Annotated in this window: 17 protein-coding genes; 11 read left to right on the top strand and 6 right to left on the bottom strand. The window is 47.4% G+C overall.

All coding sequences use genetic code 11. The features are described from left to right. Positions 1-154: 154 nt before the first annotated feature. From QUA56_RS24070 to QUA56_RS24060, 3 genes are all read right to left on the bottom strand, one after another. A complete protein-coding gene (locus QUA56_RS24070) occupies positions 155-619 on the bottom strand; it encodes a hypothetical protein (protein WP_333362628.1) in 465 nt (154 codons plus the stop codon). 185 nt (positions 620-804) lie between these two features. Further along, positions 805-1,365, bottom strand: a complete 561-nt coding sequence (locus QUA56_RS24065; protein WP_333362625.1) for a sugar O-acetyltransferase — start codon at positions 1,363-1,365, stop codon at positions 805-807. 244 nt (positions 1,366-1,609) lie between these two features. After that, positions 1,610-2,287, bottom strand: coding sequence for an MBL fold metallo-hydrolase (locus QUA56_RS24060; protein ID WP_333362623.1), 678 nt, complete (start codon positions 2,285-2,287; stop codon positions 1,610-1,612). A 33-nt stretch (positions 2,288-2,320) separates the two neighbouring features. Here QUA56_RS24060 and QUA56_RS24055 point away from each other — a divergent pair, with 33 nt between their 5' ends. From QUA56_RS24055 to QUA56_RS24035, 5 genes are all read left to right on the top strand, one after another. Beyond that, positions 2,321-3,811: a site-2 protease family protein gene (locus tag QUA56_RS24055; protein WP_333362620.1), complete on the top strand. Its 1,491-nt coding sequence runs from the start codon at positions 2,321-2,323 to the stop codon at positions 3,809-3,811. 424 nt (positions 3,812-4,235) lie between these two features. Continuing rightward, positions 4,236-4,931, top strand: coding sequence for a hypothetical protein (locus tag QUA56_RS24050; protein WP_333362618.1), 696 nt, complete (start codon positions 4,236-4,238; stop codon positions 4,929-4,931). 119 nt (positions 4,932-5,050) lie between these two features. Then, positions 5,051-6,121, top strand: coding sequence for a DUF6745 domain-containing protein (locus tag QUA56_RS24045; RefSeq protein ID WP_333362614.1), 1,071 nt, complete (start codon positions 5,051-5,053; stop codon positions 6,119-6,121). Between the two features lie 163 nt (positions 6,122-6,284). Then, entirely contained in the window at positions 6,285-7,466 is a 1,182-nt protein-coding gene (gene sat / locus QUA56_RS24040) for a sulfate adenylyltransferase (RefSeq protein ID WP_333362612.1), read from the top strand. A 283-nt stretch (positions 7,467-7,749) separates the two neighbouring features. Beyond that, positions 7,750-9,897 carry a caspase family protein gene (locus QUA56_RS24035; RefSeq protein ID WP_333362608.1) on the top strand — a complete coding sequence of 716 codons (2,148 nt, stop codon included), beginning with the start codon at positions 7,750-7,752 and terminating at the stop codon, positions 9,895-9,897. Between the two features lie 372 nt (positions 9,898-10,269). Here QUA56_RS24035 and QUA56_RS24030 read toward each other — a convergent pair whose 3' ends face one another. Further along, a complete protein-coding gene (locus tag QUA56_RS24030) occupies positions 10,270-11,583 on the bottom strand; it encodes a valine--pyruvate transaminase (RefSeq protein WP_333362605.1) in 1,314 nt (437 codons plus the stop codon). 316 nt (positions 11,584-11,899) lie between these two features. Between QUA56_RS24030 and QUA56_RS24025 the strand changes: the two genes are divergently transcribed. The 4 genes from QUA56_RS24025 (at position 11,900) to QUA56_RS24010 (ending at position 14,841) form a co-directional block, all read left to right on the top strand. Further along, complete coding sequence (locus tag QUA56_RS24025) at positions 11,900-12,073, top strand: hypothetical protein (RefSeq protein ID WP_333362602.1); 174 nt, start codon at positions 11,900-11,902, stop codon at positions 12,071-12,073. Positions 12,074-12,170: 97 nt separating this feature from the next. After that, positions 12,171-12,713, top strand: a complete 543-nt coding sequence (locus QUA56_RS24020; RefSeq protein ID WP_333362599.1) for a carboxymuconolactone decarboxylase family protein — start codon at positions 12,171-12,173, stop codon at positions 12,711-12,713. A 21-nt stretch (positions 12,714-12,734) separates the two neighbouring features. Then, the gene (locus QUA56_RS24015; RefSeq protein WP_333362597.1) at positions 12,735-13,940 is read left to right on the top strand and encodes an adenylate/guanylate cyclase domain-containing protein; all 1,206 of its coding nucleotides are present in this window, start codon (positions 12,735-12,737) and stop codon (positions 13,938-13,940) included. A gap of 61 nt (positions 13,941-14,001) precedes the next feature. Continuing rightward, the gene (locus QUA56_RS24010; protein WP_333362593.1) at positions 14,002-14,841 is read left to right on the top strand and encodes a Tab2/Atab2 family RNA-binding protein; all 840 of its coding nucleotides are present in this window, start codon (positions 14,002-14,004) and stop codon (positions 14,839-14,841) included. Between the two features lie 144 nt (positions 14,842-14,985). Here QUA56_RS24010 and QUA56_RS24005 read toward each other — a convergent pair whose 3' ends face one another. After that, the gene (locus QUA56_RS24005) at positions 14,986-15,186 is read right to left on the bottom strand and encodes a hypothetical protein (RefSeq protein ID WP_190741394.1); all 201 of its coding nucleotides are present in this window, start codon (positions 15,184-15,186) and stop codon (positions 14,986-14,988) included. A gap of 209 nt (positions 15,187-15,395) precedes the next feature. Between QUA56_RS24005 and QUA56_RS24000 the strand changes: the two genes are divergently transcribed. Next, a complete protein-coding gene (locus QUA56_RS24000) occupies positions 15,396-16,268 on the top strand; it encodes an S-methyl-5'-thioadenosine phosphorylase (RefSeq protein WP_333362589.1) in 873 nt (290 codons plus the stop codon). 188 nt (positions 16,269-16,456) lie between these two features. On the opposite strand, the gene QUA56_RS23995 is transcribed toward QUA56_RS24000, so the two are convergent. Continuing rightward, positions 16,457-17,680 carry a tetratricopeptide repeat protein gene (locus QUA56_RS23995; protein ID WP_333362586.1) on the bottom strand — a complete coding sequence of 408 codons (1,224 nt, stop codon included), beginning with the start codon at positions 17,678-17,680 and terminating at the stop codon, positions 16,457-16,459. Between the two features lie 76 nt (positions 17,681-17,756). Between QUA56_RS23995 and QUA56_RS23990 the strand changes: the two genes are divergently transcribed. Further along, positions 17,757-18,248, top strand: coding sequence for a WbuC family cupin fold metalloprotein (locus tag QUA56_RS23990; protein ID WP_333362583.1), 492 nt, complete (start codon positions 17,757-17,759; stop codon positions 18,246-18,248). Positions 18,249-18,331: the final 83 nt, after the last annotated feature.

The following is an 18,331-nucleotide window of genomic DNA, read 5'->3' as shown; positions in this document are numbered from 1 at the left end:
GTGTTTGTCTTAATAACAAAATATTAAAAGTTTTTCCTTCATTACTGAACGAAAAACTTGTTAAATCTTTGAATTCACATCTCAAAACTCAAAACTATTTTCGGTGCATCCGCGGGCTGAGGCGGTGCTAAATTACCGCAGTTAGGCGATTTGTTTAAAGAACCTTGTGAGTGTGTTCGTGCTGTTTCACATTGTCTTCAGTGCGAATGACGCGCTCGGAATTGAGCACTCTTTTGCGTTCTAAGGAATAAGTAAAGTCGTTGCGAACTGTTCCCAAGGGAATGTGAACTTTAGCTTGGGGGCGAATTTTGTAAGTGCGGGCTGCTGCGATCGCCCGAAAGCCAAATTCTTCGCTAAACTGAGCTGATGACGGGAATTCCGGCAGCATTTTGGGTGATTCGCCGTCGAGAACTGCTCCTAAAGTCGTCCCGCAAGCCATTTCATAAGATGTGGGAATTCCCTTGACAATTGCTTCCAAAGCCGCTGAGGGGATAGCTTCGATTACTTTTACTTCAAAAACTTCGCCTTCTTCTTTGATGAAGCAGGTGGCCAAACCCACTGCTATGTAGTCGTCGGTGCACAGATCGGGAGCGTTGGGATAAACGGTTGCAGTAGTCATAAAATCTTTTGAGTAGGAATTGAAAACTGGGAGCGAAAAATCAAGCGATTTTAGATTTTAGATTTTTTCCACGGATTTTTCCGGGGGATTTTACGTGGAAAATCTCAAATAGGCTGTTCTAATATCTAAAATTGTTGGGTTAAGCTCCAAAGAGCCGATCGCGCCAGCGAGTCGATCGTACCACATCAAGGTAGATGCCGGATGATTCGGCAAGGATTCCCCGCCGCCACGACGTTTGCGGGAATATCTTTGACAACAACACTGCCTGCGCCGATCGTGCTATTGTCGCCAACAGTCACTCCGGGGCAAATAATACTGCCGCCGCCAATCCAAACATTATTGCCAATATTAATTTCAGCAGCGAGCTCTCGGCCAGAAAGCCTTATTTCCGGGTCAGTGGGGTGAAAAGCGGTGTAAATTTGCACGTTGGGCCCGCACAGCAAATTTTCGCCGATGTTAACTCGATTGCAGTCGAGAATCACGCAGCCAAAACTCATGTACAATCCGTTTCCAGCATAAATATTGCTGCCGTAGTCGCAGTAGAAAGGCGGCTCGATTTCAACTTTCGGGCCAACTGCACCGAACAATTCCGCGATAATTTCTAACCGTTTGTCTTGTTCGTCTTCGGCAGTAGAATTGTAGGTTCTGGCGAGGCGGCGGGCTCGCTGGCGCTCTAAAATTAATTGCCGATCCGCACCTAAATACAATTCGCCGGCGAGCATTTTTTGTTTTTCGGTTTTTTCCACAGTTTTTTCGACAGTAAGAATTGGCGGTTGATATCAAATCCGGTAGCATCGGAATTAATATAACCCGAAATCAGGACACCGCGAGTGCCTTAGTCCCTAGAATAAATCTGGCGTAGAAATCAGGACACCGCGAGTGCCTTAGTCCCTACCATCGATCGCGGTAGTCCAAGGGCATTGCCGTGTCCTCTATATCATTCCGGCGCAGCCGGAATTGATATCAAGAGTCTGATGGGAACACATACATTTAGGGGTCGGGTTTGGACTGCAAACAAACGGCTAAATCCAGGTTGGTTAATTGCTCAAAAGCTCGATCGATCGAGCCTTTTCCTCGCAAAAAACCAGTATTCCCAGCGGGGCAAATATATTGCAGAGTGGAAGGCGAAAATCGATCGATAATTGACTTGACGCTGTTAATTTGCCTGGGCCAATGAAAAGTTTTTGCCGTTCTGTGCGGTAGAGGGGCGGCTTCTCGGTTGGGGAGCAAGTGTCTGCCGGAAAACAGGACTCCGCCGTTGCCAGTATCATAATAAAGGCAAGAGGAACCCGGAGAGTGGCCGGGAGTCCAAAATGCTTTTATTCGATCGTTCAAAACAAATTCTCGATCAAAAACCGTCACCTTCAAACCCGGCAGCAAATAAGCTTCCTGCTCTTGAATCAGGATATCGCACCCCGTGGCTTCCTGAATCTCCCGCGCCTTGGCGATAGCGCCGCGGTGGGTGAGAAACAGCAGCCGCACGCCGCCCTGTTCCCGCAAAAATGTTTGGTTAATCTCATCCCAAGCGGGACAATCCACCAGGATGTTCGATTCGTTTTCTACAATGAAATAGGCTGTCGCACCCAGGGTATCCCGGTTAGGGGCGAAGGCAAAGATATTGTCGAGCACGGGTCTGGGTTGTTTGGAGACTGAACTCTGTTGTTTCAAGGAAGTATTTTAGAAGGGAATGGGATAAATATTATGTTCTTTTTACTATGGTTGTTCGTATTGGGGCTGATATCGTACTACTTGTTGCAGAACGGCACCAGCCGCATCACCCGAACTCCGGTATGGCTGCTGTGGCTGGTAATGATGGCGCCGGCGCTGATTTGGACCGGTTGGGTTTTAGTTAACGGCACGAGCAAAACAGTACCGCCGGAGTTGGTAATTATACCTTTTCTGGTTTGCCCTTTTTTGTATTGGTTTTTGGTACAGTTGGGGCGCAAGAAAATTACCGGCGAAACTGCTGAGCAGGTAGCAGACTCTGCTGACTCTGCTACTGAACCTGCAAAGCCAAAACCGCCCGTGCGCCCGATCGATGCAGCGGAAGAAGCGAGTTTGCGCGATTGTTTTCCTTGGTCAATTTACTTTCTGCGGGATTTGGAATTTCGGCCGCAGGCTGTAATTTGTCGCGGACAGTTACGCACGAACCCAGAGGCGGCTTATCAGGCGATTCGGGAGAATGTGGAGAGGCTTTTTGGCGATCGCTTTTTAGTAATATTTCAAAACAGCTTGAGCGGTCAACCTTTTTTTGCCATAGTTCCGAATCCCAGCAGCAAAGTCGGGGAAACTCCGCTTACTTCCCTTAAAACTCCATCTCTAACCAGGCCGTTTTTCGCGTTAGCCTTGGTGCTGATTACGGTATTTACGACTACGATTGTCGGGTCGCAAATTGCCGGAGTTACTGAAAAAGCTTTGCAGTCCAACCCGTCAATGTTGCTCCAGGGTTTGCCTTACTCGCTGGCTCTGATTGCAATTTTGGGAATTCACGAATCCGGTCACTATTTAGCTGCCAGATTCTACAAAATTCGCACGACTTTGCCTTATTTTATTCCGATTCCTTTTTTCTTGGGAACTTTTGGCGCCTTCATTCAAATACGGAGTCCAATTCCCAACCGCCGAGCTTTATTTGATGTTAGCATTGCCGGGCCACTGGCGGGCTTAGTTGCGACAGTGCCGTTGTTGATTTGGGGTTTGAATCATTCGACTATTGTACCGCTCTCAGACAAGTCGGGAATGTTAAATTTTGAGTCTTTCACCCCGAATTTTTCGCTGCTGATGACTTTGTTGAGCAAGTTAACTTTGGGCGGGGCTTTGAATGCGGAAAGTGCGATCGATTTGCATCCGGTAGCGGTGGCGGGTTATTTGGGTTTGATCGTGACGGCGTTTAATTTGATGCCGGTGGGACAGTTCGATGGCGGGCACATCGTGCACGCGATGTTCGGCCAGCGAGCGAGTATGGCGATCGGGCAAGTTGCTAGACTTTGTATGCTGCTGCTTGCTTTTTTGGAACAGGGTTTGCTGCTGTGGGCAGTTATTTTGTTCTTGACGCCACTCAACGACGAACCGGCGTTGAATGATGTTAGCGAATTGGATAATCGGCGGGATTTTTTGGGGTTGCTGGCGATCGGGCTTTTGTTAATTATTTTGTTACCGGCGCCCAGGATACTCATTGATTGGTTAAATGTTTAGAAGGAAGAGGGAAGTTCGGCAACGAGCAATGTACGGGGTGTAACGGATATAAGAAAGAAGAAACAAGAAAGATGGCAGAAGAAAGAGGGCAGAAGGATTGAGTTATCGGGCGAGAGAAAGAAGAGGGAAGAAGGAAGAAAAGAGAGGTTTACCAATTCTGCAAGGGTTGCTATATTAGGACTTACGCGGTGAGAAACCCGGTTTCTTGCTAGAGACTTCGCTACCAAACCAAGATTATTCGCAGGAGCATCCCAATTTAGTAAAAAGCGTTTTTTAGGAGTGCGAGCGTCTCGCTCGCGATTTAGCCGCGAGCGAGACGATCGCACGCTATATCGCTATATCATCCAAATATATTATTCTGATGCAACCGTCCACGATCTGAAAGCAAAAATGGGATGCTCCCTTTCTCGCAGAAACCGGGTTTATGAGGCGTAAGTCCTGTATACAAGCGAGTTTAGCTTTTCTCAACTCGCTTTCTATCTCGACGCGATGTTTGTTTCCACCGACTTATCTGAGAAATATGTCTTACAAATCCTTTACTTTCCAACAATTAAAAGATCGGTTTGGATTGAAGCCGTCACTCAGTCAAATTCTGAGTGACAAGGTTATTCCTTTAGAACCCTCCGAATGGCTGTGGAGAACCCTCGAAATTAGTTCTAACACTGCTGTGAAAACTGCAAAAGAACGTTCGGAACGGATTATTTCTCCTATTTTGTTAGAATCAAGAGAAAGGAACAACAGACAATTTTCTATCTTTTCCGGCTGGTCATTTGATGTAGATATTTCTCAGGGATTGAATGGAAAATGTGACTTTCTACTGTCTGCCGTGCCCTTTGATTTTGAAATTAAAGTTCCCATTTTTGCATTGAGAGAAACCCAAGGCCCAGAAATAGAATCTTGTCTGCCGCATTGTGCCGCACAAATGGTGGCTGCTCAGCTATTTAACCAACGCGAACAAAATTCAATACCTGCGGTATTTGGCTGCGTAACTACTGGCGTTGTCTGGCGGTTTCTTAAATTAGAAGGAAATAATTTAATTATTGATTCTGATGTTTATTGTGTCGATAATGTTCCTATGATTTTAGGGTTTTTGCAAAAAATAGTTAATTTTTACCAGTAACTATAATAAAATAGGTTTAGAGCGATTAATTTCGCTGTCAAGACAAACTTAATAAAAGTTTTTTACAGGCTGCGAAATAGAAAAAACTTGACCGCAAATCAAATAAGGTAGCTGTACCAATGATTGCAATTACTCCCGAACAAACAGCGCTAATTCCGATTTATCGCGAGAAGTGGCGGCAAATTGGACTTTCGATCGCACCGATCGATCGCCCGCAAGCGACAGCCGCCATCCACACCGCCTACAACATCATCGGCTTTCCCGCACCGGAAATTATTTTCTGTGACAGCCCTTACACGGCTTTGCAAGCAGTTGAACCGCTAAGGATACGCGATTCTGGTTTGGAAACTGGCAGCGAAATCAGAAACAAAATTCACAATGAATTGTACGATATATTAAGGAGTCAACTGGGCAGGGAACTGGAAAATAAGATTTACAGCAAACTCTATAACCCGCTGTACGCTCAACTGATGAATCAACTGCACGTTCATGTTAAAGACGAAGTTTACGTCAAATTAGCCAGGAAGTTGGGCGGGAGATTTCAGAGATTTTTCATCGATCAGACTTATCATAATAACTCCATAGTTTCCGAACTTTCAGCCTGTCACGGAAGTTGGGTTGAATTTTGTATAGACGTGTTAAATTTGGAGTACGATCGCTCTTTGTATGCAGCCTTTAAATCCCTAACCGAAAACTGTGGCAGGATTTACCCGTTTGAGAAAATGTGCTTTGTGTGCGATCGCCCGCGACAACTTCATTTTGACAGCGAATATTTGCTCCACGCAGAAGGTCAACCGGCAGTTGAATTTGCTGACAAGTTCAGCGTATACTGTTATCGCGGCGTGCTGCTGCCACAAACAATCGGTCAAGTTCCGCTGGAGTCTTGGCAAGCTTCATGGCTGTTAACAGAAAAGAATGCCGAAGTGCGGCGAGTTGTGATTCAGGCGATCGGCTATCCGAGAATTTGTCAAGAATTGCAAGCAACCGAATTGGATAGTTGGCAAGAATATACTTTGTTGAAAATTGAAAATAATATTGACATAGAGCCAATTTATTTGTTAAAGATGACTTGTCCGAGTACCGGACACGTTCACATTTTCCGAGTGCCACCACAAGTGCTAACGGCTAAAGAAGCGATTAGCTGGGTAAATTGGGGAATCGATCCAGAAGAATTTCAAGTGCAGACTTGAAGGGAAAGTTTAGAGTTTTTAGTACGCGAGTTTACAGTTAAAGAATTACAGCGCCACAAAAGCAGCGTTCTGTACAATTCCAGAACAATTAAAAAATGTAGATTTGCAGCCACCGCTTGATACTATGTACTCTGGCAGCTAAAACCCACAACTTCAAATCGACATGAGCCAGCATTCAGACCGCATTGCCCCTCACGGCGGCATCCTGGTCAACCGCATTGCCACACTAGACCAAAGACAAGAATTTTTCGACAAAGCAGAAGTATTGCCGCGAGTTCAGCTTTCGGATCGATCGATCTCCGACCTGCAAATGATCGCCATCGGCGCCCTGAGTCCCCTCAAAGGGTTCATGAACGAAGCTGATTATCGATCGGTCGTCAAACAAATGCGCCTCTCCAACGGCCTTCCGTGGTCGGTTCCCATCACCCTCTCGGTAACAGAAGCAGTCGCTGCCCCCCTGAAAGCAGGAACTTTAGTGCGCCTCGACTCGCCGGCGGGCGAATTTGTCGGGCTCTTGGAACTTGCAGAAAAATACCGCTACAGCAAAGAAGAAGAAGCCCTCAACGTCTACCGCACCGACGACCTCAAACACCCGGGCGTCCAAGTAGTAGACAAATCCGGGCCTGTTAACCTCGCAGGCGATGTTTGGCTGCTGGAACGCGAACTAGATGTCCGCTTTCCCCAATACCAAATTGACCCGGCGAAATCGAGAATGCTGTTCCAAGAAAAAGGATGGAAAACCATAGTCGGTTTCCAAACTCGAAACCCCATTCACCGGGCACACGAATACATCCAAAAATGCGCCTTAGAAACAGTAGACGGCTTGTTCCTGCACCCGCTAGTCGGGACGACAAAAGAAGACGACATCCCGGCTGATGTGCGGATGCGCTGCTACGAAATTCTGCTAGAAAAATACTATCCAAAAGATCGCGTAATTTTGGCAATTAATCCGGCGGCGATGCGCTACGCCGGGCCGCGAGAAGCAATTTTTCACGCTTTAATCCGCAAAAACTACGGCTGCACTCACTTTATCGTGGGGCGGGATCACGCTGGAGTTGGCGATTATTACGGCACTTACGATGCCCAATATATTTTTGACGAATTTGAGCCGGGAGAATTGGGAATTGTGCCGATGAAATTCGAGCACGCTTTCTATTGCACGCTGACGGAACAAATGGCTACAACTAAAACAAGTCCCAGCACTCCCGAACAGCGGGTGCATTTGTCGGGAACCAAAGTTCGCGAAATGCTGCGCGCTGGAAAATTGCCGCCGCCGCAGTTTTCCCGGCCGGAAGTCGCCGCAGAATTAGCCAAGGCAATGAATATTTTCAATTACGAGATTTAAATCTTGAACATTGGTGTGGGCGACATTCTGCATAGTTTTGAATTTTGAGTTTTGAGTTTTAAATTTTAAAGTGAAGTGTAGGGACACGGCAGTGCCGTGTCCCTACGGGGAAGCTCACGATAGGCGGGTGTACTTCATAAATGTGGAATCTGCTGTAAAACTCAAAAGTTAAAACTTAAAAACTCTCTTAATACTAAACACTCACAATCTAATTAATTTCCCTAAAATTATTGAGGGGAATTTAACTTAAAATTCAAAACTTAAAATTCAAAGCTATTTAAAAATGGGACTGAAGCGGCGGGAATTTTTGCAGCAAGCTGGCCGGGTGCTGGCCGCGATCGGAATCAGCGAGACCCTGTGGCTGCGGTTGGGCGATCGCTACCTCGAAGCCTTAGCCCAGCCGACAGCCCGCAAATTGGCTTTGTTGGTGGGGGTTGACAAATACCCAGACTCGCCCATGCGAGGCTGCGTCACGGATGTGGAATTGCAGCGGGAACTGCTGATCTATCGGTTTGGATTTGCGCCGTCGGACATTCTGACTTTGACTGACGCTCAAGCTACGAGGGAAAATATCGAGACGGCTTTTGCGACTCACTTGACTCAACAAGCAAAACCCGGTGACGCGGTAGTTTTTCACTTTAGCGGCTGCGGTAGCCGAGTCAGTTCGATCGAGTCTCCCGGAATAATGCAAAACAGTTTGGTGCCGGCGGATGACGTTTTGCCGCTGTTAGCAAACCCGGCGGTGAACGATATTTTAGAGGAAACGCTGCTGCTGTTGGTGCGATCGCTCGCGACAGAAAATGCGATCGCCATCCTCGACACCAGCTACACCTATCCGGGTTTTCCCAAAAACGGCAACTTTCGCATTCGCTCCCGCCCTCGCCCCACCGTCGGGCAGCCAAGCCTCGCAGAATTAACGTTCGCCGAAGACCTCAAATCCCGTACAAATCTCCGTCCGGCGGCCGCGGTACTTGCTGCGGCAGCGAATTCCCAACTCGCCGCCGAACAAGATTGGAACGGATTTAGTGCAGGTTTGTTTACCTACGCCCTCACTCAAACTCTGTGGTGGGCAACTCCCGCTAACAGCTTCAGCGTCAGTTTCAGCCGCGCCGCGGGTAATGTCGAGCAAATCACGGGGTTATCGCAGCAACCGCAAATTCGCCCTCACGATTTAACAGCGCCGCTGGCGGTGAATTTTTCAAGTTTAATGTTGAATTCCCCTGGATCTGACGGCGCTGTGATGGCGGTGGAAGAGGGGGGCAAAACTGTGCAGTTGTGGCTGGGCGGGTTGTCGCCGGGGGTTTTGGAGTGCTGTGCGGGTTCTGTGTTTGCTGTGGATTCCTCCGAGGGCGACCGGCTTTTGCTGCGGGGACGCACGGGTCTCTCTGCTAAAGCCCAAATTTTAGACAAGCTCGATCGAACAGACGCGCAATTAACAGCCGGCGAACTGGTGAGGGAAGAAATTCGGGTATTGCCGCGAAACATCGGTTTGACAGTAGCTTTGGACTCTGGTTTGGAACGCATCGAGCGGGTGGACGCCACCAGTGCTTTCGCGACTGTGCCGCAAGTTGCGGCCGTAGGTAGCGAGCAACCGGCTGACTGTCGGTTCGGCAGAGTCCCGGAAACGACTTTAGCCGAAACTTCCTCGGCTCACGAGCCTGCTTTGTATCGAGGCCGCTACGGTTTGTTTTCTTTGGGTCAAATGCCGATTCCCAATACTCAGGGCGACGGGGGAGAAGCAGTCAAGGTGGCGGTGCAGCGCTTGACTCCGCAGTTGAAATCGCTGCAGGCGGGGAAGTTGCTGCGGCTGACTGCTAATGAGGGGTCTTCGCGCCTGAAGGTGCGGGCGGTTCTGGCAACTACTGCACCCCAAGCGCGGGCCGTGGCGCAGCGGGAGTCGGTGCGGGCCGGCGGTGATTATCGGCTGGAACCGCTGAGCGGGGAAAGCGAGAAATCGGTCAGGAGCCATATACTAAATGTGAAAAAAGGCGACAGCCTTCACTACGGTTTGTATAACGAGAGCGATCGCCCGGTTTACTTTGCGGTGTTTGGCTTCGATAGCGCGGGACGGCTGTCAGTGCTCGGCGCTGAGGGCAAAGACGCTGTGGGGGGGATGTCGCTGGCGATCGCTCCTGGGGAGAATTTGACGGTGCCGGCGGCTGGGGCGATCGGACTTGCGGAAACTTTAATTATATTTAGTGAGAGTCCGTTCGATCGAACTCTGGTGGCAGTAGAAGCCGAAATGCAGCAAACGAGGGATGCCCTGCCAATTCGAGTGTTGTTGAATCCTTTAAATGTGGCGCGGGCGGTACTCGAAGATTTGCACGCCGCTAGCATTCCGGGAGTGCAGAAAGTGGGGATATCGACGGATGATTTGGCTTTGGATGTGAGTGTTTGGGCAACTCTCAGTTTTGTTTATCGGGTGGTTTAATTTAGGAATGGGGACTTGGGAATGTTTTCTATAACCTATAATCCGAATCTATCCGAGTACGAAATCGATAAGCTGTCGCGCATTTACAGCAGATTCCACATTTATGAAATACACCCGCCTATAGTGAGCTTCCCGTAGGGACACGGCAGTGCCGTGTCCCTACACTTCACAAACCTGGAATACGCTGTAAATTGCCTGTTAGAGGCGGGCGGGACGCCCAACCCACTCATTGTTTGATTGTTTTTTGACAGACAATTTAAATGCCGCAACAGCTTATTACTTTGGCTGCACTTAGCACGAGTCGATCGGGAACAGCGTAGCCGAAGTATTGGGAATGTCAACTGTCAACTGTCAACTGTCAACTGTCAACTGTCAACTGTCAACTGACTGATACACCTTTTCCACCATTTGAGCCAAGCGTTTCATTGCAGTTTCAATCTCATCATTTGTCGCAGTCAAACTGATACGCAAACACTCGTGCTTGTGCTGCCAATCTTCCCGCAAACCGGGGAAGAAAGAACTTCCCGGCACGACAATTACGCCGACTTTCTTCAACTCTTGATACAGTTCCCAATCAGTCATTGGCAAATCTTTCAGCCACAACCACGCGAAAATTGCTCCTTCGCCCCGGTGCAAAAACCACGGCAAATCCTTCGGCATTGCTTGTTCTAGAGTGTTTTCTACGATCGCAAATTTGCTTTGATAGTACGGCCGAATTACGTTCAGGGAAATGTCGGCAAGAGCGCCGGAAGCAATGGCCCGAGTTGCGATCGCCTGTCCGTATCTCGGCGAATGAATGCACATATTGGTCTGAAAACATTCTAATATTTGAATGATTTTTTCATCGCCGATCGCAATTCCGATTCTTTCTCCCGGCAATCCGGCTTTCGACAAACTCATGCAGTGCACGATATTGCCGCCAAAAATCGGCGTCATTTCGGTAAAATTCAAGGACGGGAAGGGAGGGCCGTAGGCGGAATCAACGAACACCGGCACGTCAAAAGCGGCAGCTAAATCGGCAATTTTCTTAACTTCGTCGTCGGTGAGAACGTTGCCGGTGGGGTTGCAGGGACGGGAAAAAATTACGCAACCGGTGGTTTCGTCGATCGACAATTGGCTGAAATCCGGGCGGTATTTGAACCTGTGGGCGGCCGCATCAATATCGAGGGTGGGTTTGCAGGCGACTACCGCTTCGGGAATCAAGCTGACGCCGCCGTAACCGGTGTAGTCCGGGCTCAGCGGTAGGACGATATTTTTAAGGCTACCCCCCCTAGCCCCCCCTTGGTAAGGGGGGGATGGGGGGGGTGCGGTGTAGCCGCCGAAAGCGTTGGCTGCGTAGAAATAGATCGATTGACTACCGGGAGTAATTAGGATATTGCGATCGGTCAAATTCAGTCCGTAACGCTGGTTAAAATCCGCCAGTACCGCATCGATCAACGGCTGATAACCTTGACTGGAACCGTAGCGACAAACCACCTCGCCGTATTCCGGGCCCGCCAAAAGTTGGGCCGTGCAATCGCGCCACAATTCCTCGACTTCCGGCAAAATCACCGGATTTCCCGCGCTCAAATTGATAAACTCCTGCCCGCTGCCGGCTCTAAGAGTTTCAATAATATCTTTCATAATTGCCCGAACTCCCGTGAGGTGGGACATCTGAGCGCCAAATTGAGTTAGGGCAGGGTTCATAGCAAATGCAGCGACAAAGATAGAAGTTTACAGTTTATCTATAATAACTCCAGTCGCAGGCCTTAGCCTAGCTTGTCTGGGGCATGGGTTGTCGATCGAGCGTCTGACAAATTCAATAAACTCGATCGGACAGCATTTTGTTTTTTCCCCTGTGCGTGTCCCGGAGGCTAAGATTCTGGGCATTAGTTGAGTTCGATCGATCGAACAGTGTTTTTTGCCTGAAAATTCGCGAACAGGCAGTATTATCAAATTCAAGAGTTTTGGTGGGATTTCGCGCCGCCGCGCCAGATGAATTGCCAATACTTGACAGCAGCCATTGGGGAATCTAAAATTAGCAGCAATACCCGATCGCAACAGAATTTCAATGGCTCCGGTTACTGCTATAATTGCAGATTTAATCCAGCCTCAAGCATCAGATTTGTTGCTAGCTCATCTTCATGATTCGCGGTTTGCGGATAACAGCGGTGCATTTTATCATCAATTCAACTAAAGCCAAGATAGCTGGTAACGTCGCCCTTTGAGCGGCGTTACATCAAAAAGGCGTAAATCCAAATCAAAATTAACTGCCGTAAAATTTAACAAAACTAATGACCCACTTTCCACTTACAAAATACGAACAACTTACAGATCCTAAAGCCAAAGCAGTGTACGAAGAAATCTTGACAGACTTGGGGTTTGGCATCGTCCCCAACCTGTTCAAGTCAATGGCAATTAACCCTGACATATTAGAAGCAAATTGGAAAAAATTTCGGGGAACAATCCTGCAAGGAGATTTACCCCGCACGCTTAAAGAAATGGTCGGCGTCGCTATTTCCCAATCAAATAATAGCGAGTACGCACTCCAAGTTCACTTGCACGGATTGTCAGCCTTGGGGATGAGCGAAGAAATCCTGCGAACCCTAGTTTCTGACTTTGCCAACTGCCCTTTGCCAAAACGCGATAAAGCCGTAATTGCCTTTGGCTTGCTGGCTGCTACAAAACCCCTGGAAATGACAGAAACTCATTACCAAAACCTGCGAGATTTAGGGTTAGATGATTCGGAAATATTTGAGATTATTGCGACAGCAGACTTGTTTAGCTTTGTCAACCGATATACCGATTCCATTGCCCTCGAAATAGATGCTTTGTAATCTATATTTTATACCCCAATTATGGGCGAGCGGCTAGAAGATCTAGATCGAGAAGAACTTCTGTTGACAGCCCGCCGTTTGTTAGCAGAAGCTCAAGCGCTTTCCATCCGCATTTCCGCCGTCAACGAAGTTGCCACAGCCATTAACCGCACCCTAGATCTCAACGAGATTTTGCGGGTAGTAGGCAAGCAAGCCAAATGGCTGCTCGACTTTGAACACTGTAGCGTTTGCCTGCACAGCACTAACGCTTGCACGACCTTATTTGGCCGGCATATCCCTGTAGATATTGCAACCCTCCCAGAGGGCGGCCCTATTCACAAGGCCTTCAAAACACGTCAACCTCAATTAATTCAAGAAGCGGGTGCTACTGCTATTTTGTCCCCCTACGCTTCGCAAATTATCATTCCCTTGGAAAGCGAAGGTAAGGTTTTAGGAACAATTAATTTTGCCACAACCAAGCCGCGAGCTTACACTCAAGAAGACTTGCGGATTGGCTATCTTTTGGCTTTGCAACTATCCTCAGCCATCCGCAATGCTGAACGTTTTAAAGAGATAAATAGGGTGTATTCCGATCTCGATGCCGAAAAGCACAAATCTGACCAGCTACTGTTGAACGTGCTCCCGGTTGAAATTGCCGAGGAACTCAAAAATAACGGCAAAGTAGAACCACTTTATTATGATTGCGTATCAGTTTTGTTTACTGACTTTCAAGACTTTACTCAGTTATCAGAAAAAATGACGCCGCGAGAGTTAGTTGACGAACTAGACTATTGTTTTTCTTATTTCGATCGCGTGATGGATAAATACTCTATGGAAAAATTGAAAACTATGGGCGACAGCTATATGTGTGCGGCGGGAATTCCTACGCCTCGCCAAACACACGCCTTTGACGCTGTACTTGCTGCCATAGAAATTCGACAGTTCATGGATTTGCGAAAAATGCAGAAAACTCAACAAAATATTGCTTATTGGGATATCCGCATTGGCATTCATTCAGGCCCGATACTTGCTGGGGTAATTGGCAATAAAAAGTTTTCCTATGATGTCTGGGGAGATACAGTTAATACTGCATCTCGGATGGAATCTTCCGGCGTAACTGGAAATATCAATATCTCTCACGCAACGTTTGATTTAGTTAAAGATTTTTTTGAATGCGAATATCGAGGGAAAATTCCTGCTAAAAATAAGGGCGACTTGGATATGTATTTGGTTCGCGGTCTTAAATGACATCATTGTTGCAGAGTTATATTAAAATAATACAGTTGTTGAGTTAATTTTTTAATTGCTTATGGAAATTTGGCAAGCCGATTTTTACCGCCGCCCTCTCCAAGACGAAACTGGTAAACCACTGTGGGAACTCTTAATTTGCGACTCAGCACAAAGTTTTCAATTTAGCGCTGTTTGCCGCCAGGGGGCCGCAAATTCTAATTGGCTAGCCACCCAGTTGCAGCAGCAAGCTCAAACTCAGAATTTGCCTGACTTGATTCAAGTATTTAGACCTCAGTCTCTGGGCTTAATCGAAGCTGCAGGCAAAGTTTTGGGGATCGAGGTGGAAGCGACTCGACGCACTGCTGCTCTTAAATGGCTGCTGCAAAAACGGGCAAAAGAATATTCGAGTATGCCTAATTATACAGGTGAAACTTACAGCGCGATCGCCCTAGACTCGCCGCCACCCGTCCCCTTACCCAAAAACCTCTGGGGCGATGGCTGGCGTTTTGCTTCCCTACCCGCCGGCGACATTGAAGATGCTTTCCAAGGGCGTCCCCTGCCTATTTTGGAAATGCCAGAATTGCTGTTACCGCTGAATTTGGGATTGGCCTCAACAGTACCCGTACCGGGAGTTGTGATTGACGGCGGACGCCAGTCTATGCGGTTGGCTAGATGGCTTCAGGATGCCAAACCTTTTGCTTTGAATTATCTCGCTGGAGAACCCGACGGATTGATATTGGAAGCTGGGTTAGTAGATAGGTGGGTTGTGGCTACTTTTGAAGATAGCGAGGTGAAAGCGGCGGCCCAAATTTACCAACAGCGCAAGCAATTAAGTCAAGGATTGCATTTTTTATTAGTGCAGCCCGATGATAGTGGCATGACTTATACAGGCTTTTGGCTGTTGAATTTTGAGCGATAAGATGTAAATAATATTATTTGTGATGTCGATCGATCCTGCGCCGAAAAATAGTAAAAAACCGCCCGAACTTTGTTCCTGCAAATACAGACTCAAGCCCAAATTTTCCAACAGCTTCTCGAGCTAGCAAGAGATAGTGTAGCAAAGTTATTCCACAACTAAAATTAATCCGTTTTGGATGCCCTGACAAACCCGGTTGATGTGAACATGATCCTTTTGGTCGAGCCCGTCGAGGACTGCTGACTTCAGCAGCCGTCGGTCAAGGGGGGTAATTTGACGAAAAGCAAAGATCCGCTGGACGATCGCCTCGATCGAGATTTTGGGAAGGTTAGCAGAACTGACTGTCATGGTTTTAACACACTAAAAATAGGTAACAGAACTGTGTACCTTTATTTTTAAAGATTTTGTGAAGTTACATCGTGATTGAAATCACATCTATTTTGTGACAATATAGTGTATGTCGGGTGACTGTTGTCACGAAATCTTCAACAATCTTTACCCCAACTTAACGATGGCCCGATAGAATCACTCTTGTAAAACTCAAGCAGAAAGTAAAAATGGCACAAGCAAAAATCGGAATTATCGGCGGCAGCGGTTTGTATAAAATGGAGGCCCTCAAAGATATTGAAGAGGTCAAAATTGATACACCTTTTGGAGCGCCATCGGATGCCGCAATTGTGGGAACATTGGACGGTACGCCAGTAGCATTTCTGGCTAGACACGGCCGCAACCACACTTTTTTGCCCTCAGAAGTGCCCTATCGCGCAAATATTTATGCCATGAAGAGTTTGGGAGTTGAGTATTTAATCTCAGCGTCGGCGGTTGGTTCCCTGAAAGCTGAGGCGAAACCTTTAGATATGGTAGTGCCGGATCAGTTTATCGATCGTACAAAAAATCGAGTTTCTACCTTTTTTGGAGAAGGAATTGTTGCTCACATTACATTCGGCGATCCGGTTTGCGGCGAATTGGCAAAAGTGTTAGCTGGGGCGATCGAATCCTTGAACCTCCCCGACGTTACCCTGCACCGGGGCGGCACCTACGTCTGCATGGAAGGCCCCGCATTTTCCACAAAAGCAGAATCCCACCTTTACCGCAGTTGGGGGGCGACAGTCATCGGGATGACAAATTTGCCGGAAGCAAAATTAGCCAGAGAAGCAGAAATTGCCTACGCAACTTTAGCATTAGTTACCGATTACGACTGCTGGCACGAAGATCACGACAGCGTAACTGTAGAAATGGTAGTTGCCAACTTGCACCGCAATGCAGCAAATGCCCAAAAAGCAATTCAAGAAACAGTCCGTAGACTAACTGAAAATCCCCCCGTTTCAGAGGCACATTCTGCTTTAAAATATGCAATTCTGACGCGGCTGGATCAAGTGCCGGTGGCAACTAAGGAGAAAATGGGTTTGTTGTTACAGAAATATTTGTAGTTGCAATTTCCAGTAGGGTTCGTGACTTGAGAGTCATTAACAGTAGGGTGCGTGGCTTGAGAGTTGCTCAAATCCAGCCCTAATCTCAACAGCCACGCACCATCCATAACTTGCTGTGCGTGACTTTCCACAGTCACAAACGGTGAATCTTAGATTGTTTGTTGTCACGCACCCTACAATTACAACTATTAATTTATCAACTGCTTGAACGCATCGTATTCGCGAATTTTTTCTAAATCAGCTTCACTTTTTGCCAACTCTTTGCACACATTCGGATTGAGATTGAGGGCGCGCTTTAAATTTTCAAATGCTAATTCAATTTTACCTTGTAGCGCATAACATCGGGCTTTGTTGTACCAAATTCTGTAAAAGTCAGGTCGGATTTTAGCAGCATTGTCGTAGGAATCGATCGCAGCTTCGTATTTTTCCAATTTTGAGAGTGCAACGCCTCGATTGTTCCAAGCGTCAGTATAATCATTTTTGATTTGTAGGGCTTGATTGTAAGAAATTACTGCTTGTTCGTACTCCTGCATTTTGGAAAAAGCAACGCCTCGGTTGTTCCAAGCGTCGGCATAATTGGGTTTGGCTTGAATTGCTTGTTCGTAACAGCCGATCGCCTCTTGGTACTTCTGCAACTCCAACAATACCACGCCTCGATTGTTCCAAGCGTCGGGATAATTGGGGCGAATTGTAGTAGCTTGTTCGTAAGAGGCGATCGCCTCTGGATACCGCTGCATTCTCGTGAGCACTACTCCCCGGTTGTTCCAAGTATCGGCTAAATCCGGCTGAATTTGCAGGGCAAGATTGTAAGCAGCGATCGCCTCTTCATAACGGTTTTCAAAGAAACAAGCATCTCCCTGTTTGGCATAATCGCCCGCCGTCAATAACTGTTGGTAATTGCCGTAGTTAACCGGAGCAAATTCTTGAATTTGGGCGTCGGGCAATAACAAGTCTGTTTCTGCATCCGGGTGACTTTGGTGTTGAATTTCGCCTAAAATACTTTCAGCGTCCGAAATTAATAGTTTTAATTGAGAGATTGTATCGTAATGGAGACTTTCAATTTCTTGGCGAGCAATTGTTGTCTGCTTGGACAATTTACTAAACAGAAACCAAACACCGACTCCGGCTGCTGTCGGAAACAAAGTTAAGGCAATTACCAGCCCGTTCAGCAGTACCGCCGTGCGCCCAAAAGCAATGTCAACTTCTTCTTGAACTCGATCGCGAATTTGGTCTTTCTGTTGCTGCTGTTGCAATTGCTGCTGAACCAACAGTGCCGCCGGCTTCAGTTCAGATGCAGAAACGTTACTGCCGCAGACTAGAATAGTCGAAAGGGCGATCGAGCTAATACTTGTTCTAAAAATACTTGACAAACGCATTGCCTTAGTGATACGCACCTGATTTGCGATTTTCATGTGTCAAGAGATGCTGGTAAAGATGATCCCAGACTAGCCCATTTGTTCAAAAACTCTTAAATACAGGATATCTGTTGTGCAGCCCCCTCCGATCAAATTGTTGACGCAAGAATTGCTAGACGAAGTTGCAGCTTCCTCCCGCAGCAATCCCCGCCAGCGACAAAACTACAATTTCCACGATTTGTCTGAAAAGGTGCAGCGGTTTGTCAACGTGTTGCAACGGGGCACTTACGTCCGCCCTCACCGACACCTGCGCCCGCCTGCAGTTAACGGTTTTGAGTTTTTCGTCGTGATTCAAGGAGAAGTGGGTATTGTTATTTTGAATGAAAACGGTCAAATCCTGCGTTCCTTGCGAGTCAGCGCGGCCGGGGCCACCCGCGCTGTCGAACTTCCAGAGGGCACTATTCATACGTTAGTAGCTTTGGCACCGGATACTGTGATTTTGGAGTTCAAGGAAGGGCCTTATGAGGTGGCGGCGGATAAAGACTTTTTGGCCGGTTTTCCTGCTGAGGGAACTGCGGCGGCGCGGGAATTAGTTTTGATTTGGGAAGCGGAATTTAACAGTTGAATGTTGACTGTTGACTGTTGACTGTTGACTGTTGACTGTTGACTGTTGACTGTTGACAACTAACAACTAACAACTAACAACTA

Source organism: Microcoleus sp. N3A4 (genome assembly GCF_036701805.1).
In the GTDB taxonomy this organism is placed as follows: Bacteria; Cyanobacteriota; Cyanobacteriia; order Cyanobacteriales; family Microcoleaceae; genus Microcoleus.
Note: the sequence above shows the minus strand (reverse complement) of the source record. Positions and strands in the feature narration are given on the sequence as shown.

Excerpts from the sequence above, each read along its gene's own strand:
- QUA56_RS24070 (WP_333362628.1), bottom strand. The coding sequence starts at position 619 with ATGACTACTGCAACCGTTTATCCCAACGCTCCCGATCTGTGCACCGAC.
- QUA56_RS24055 (WP_333362620.1), top strand. The coding sequence starts at position 2,321 with ATGTTCTTTTTACTATGGTTGTTCGTATTGGGGCTGATATCGTACTAC.
- QUA56_RS24050 (WP_333362618.1), top strand. The coding sequence starts at position 4,236 with ATGAGGCGTAAGTCCTGTATACAAGCGAGTTTAGCTTTTCTCAACTCG.
- QUA56_RS24045 (WP_333362614.1), top strand. The coding sequence starts at position 5,051 with ATGATTGCAATTACTCCCGAACAAACAGCGCTAATTCCGATTTATCGC.
- sat (WP_333362612.1), top strand. The coding sequence starts at position 6,285 with ATGAGCCAGCATTCAGACCGCATTGCCCCTCACGGCGGCATCCTGGTC.
- QUA56_RS24035 (WP_333362608.1), top strand. The coding sequence starts at position 7,750 with ATGGGACTGAAGCGGCGGGAATTTTTGCAGCAAGCTGGCCGGGTGCTG.
- QUA56_RS24030 (WP_333362605.1), bottom strand. The coding sequence starts at position 11,583 with ATGAACCCTGCCCTAACTCAATTTGGCGCTCAGATGTCCCACCTCACG.
- QUA56_RS24020 (WP_333362599.1), top strand. The coding sequence starts at position 12,171 with ATGACCCACTTTCCACTTACAAAATACGAACAACTTACAGATCCTAAA.
- QUA56_RS24015 (WP_333362597.1), top strand. The coding sequence starts at position 12,735 with ATGGGCGAGCGGCTAGAAGATCTAGATCGAGAAGAACTTCTGTTGACA.
- QUA56_RS24010 (WP_333362593.1), top strand. The coding sequence starts at position 14,002 with ATGGAAATTTGGCAAGCCGATTTTTACCGCCGCCCTCTCCAAGACGAA.
- QUA56_RS24005 (WP_190741394.1), bottom strand. The coding sequence starts at position 15,186 with ATGACAGTCAGTTCTGCTAACCTTCCCAAAATCTCGATCGAGGCGATC.
- QUA56_RS24000 (WP_333362589.1), top strand. The coding sequence starts at position 15,396 with ATGGCACAAGCAAAAATCGGAATTATCGGCGGCAGCGGTTTGTATAAA.
- QUA56_RS23995 (WP_333362586.1), bottom strand. The coding sequence starts at position 17,680 with ATGAAAATCGCAAATCAGGTGCGTATCACTAAGGCAATGCGTTTGTCA.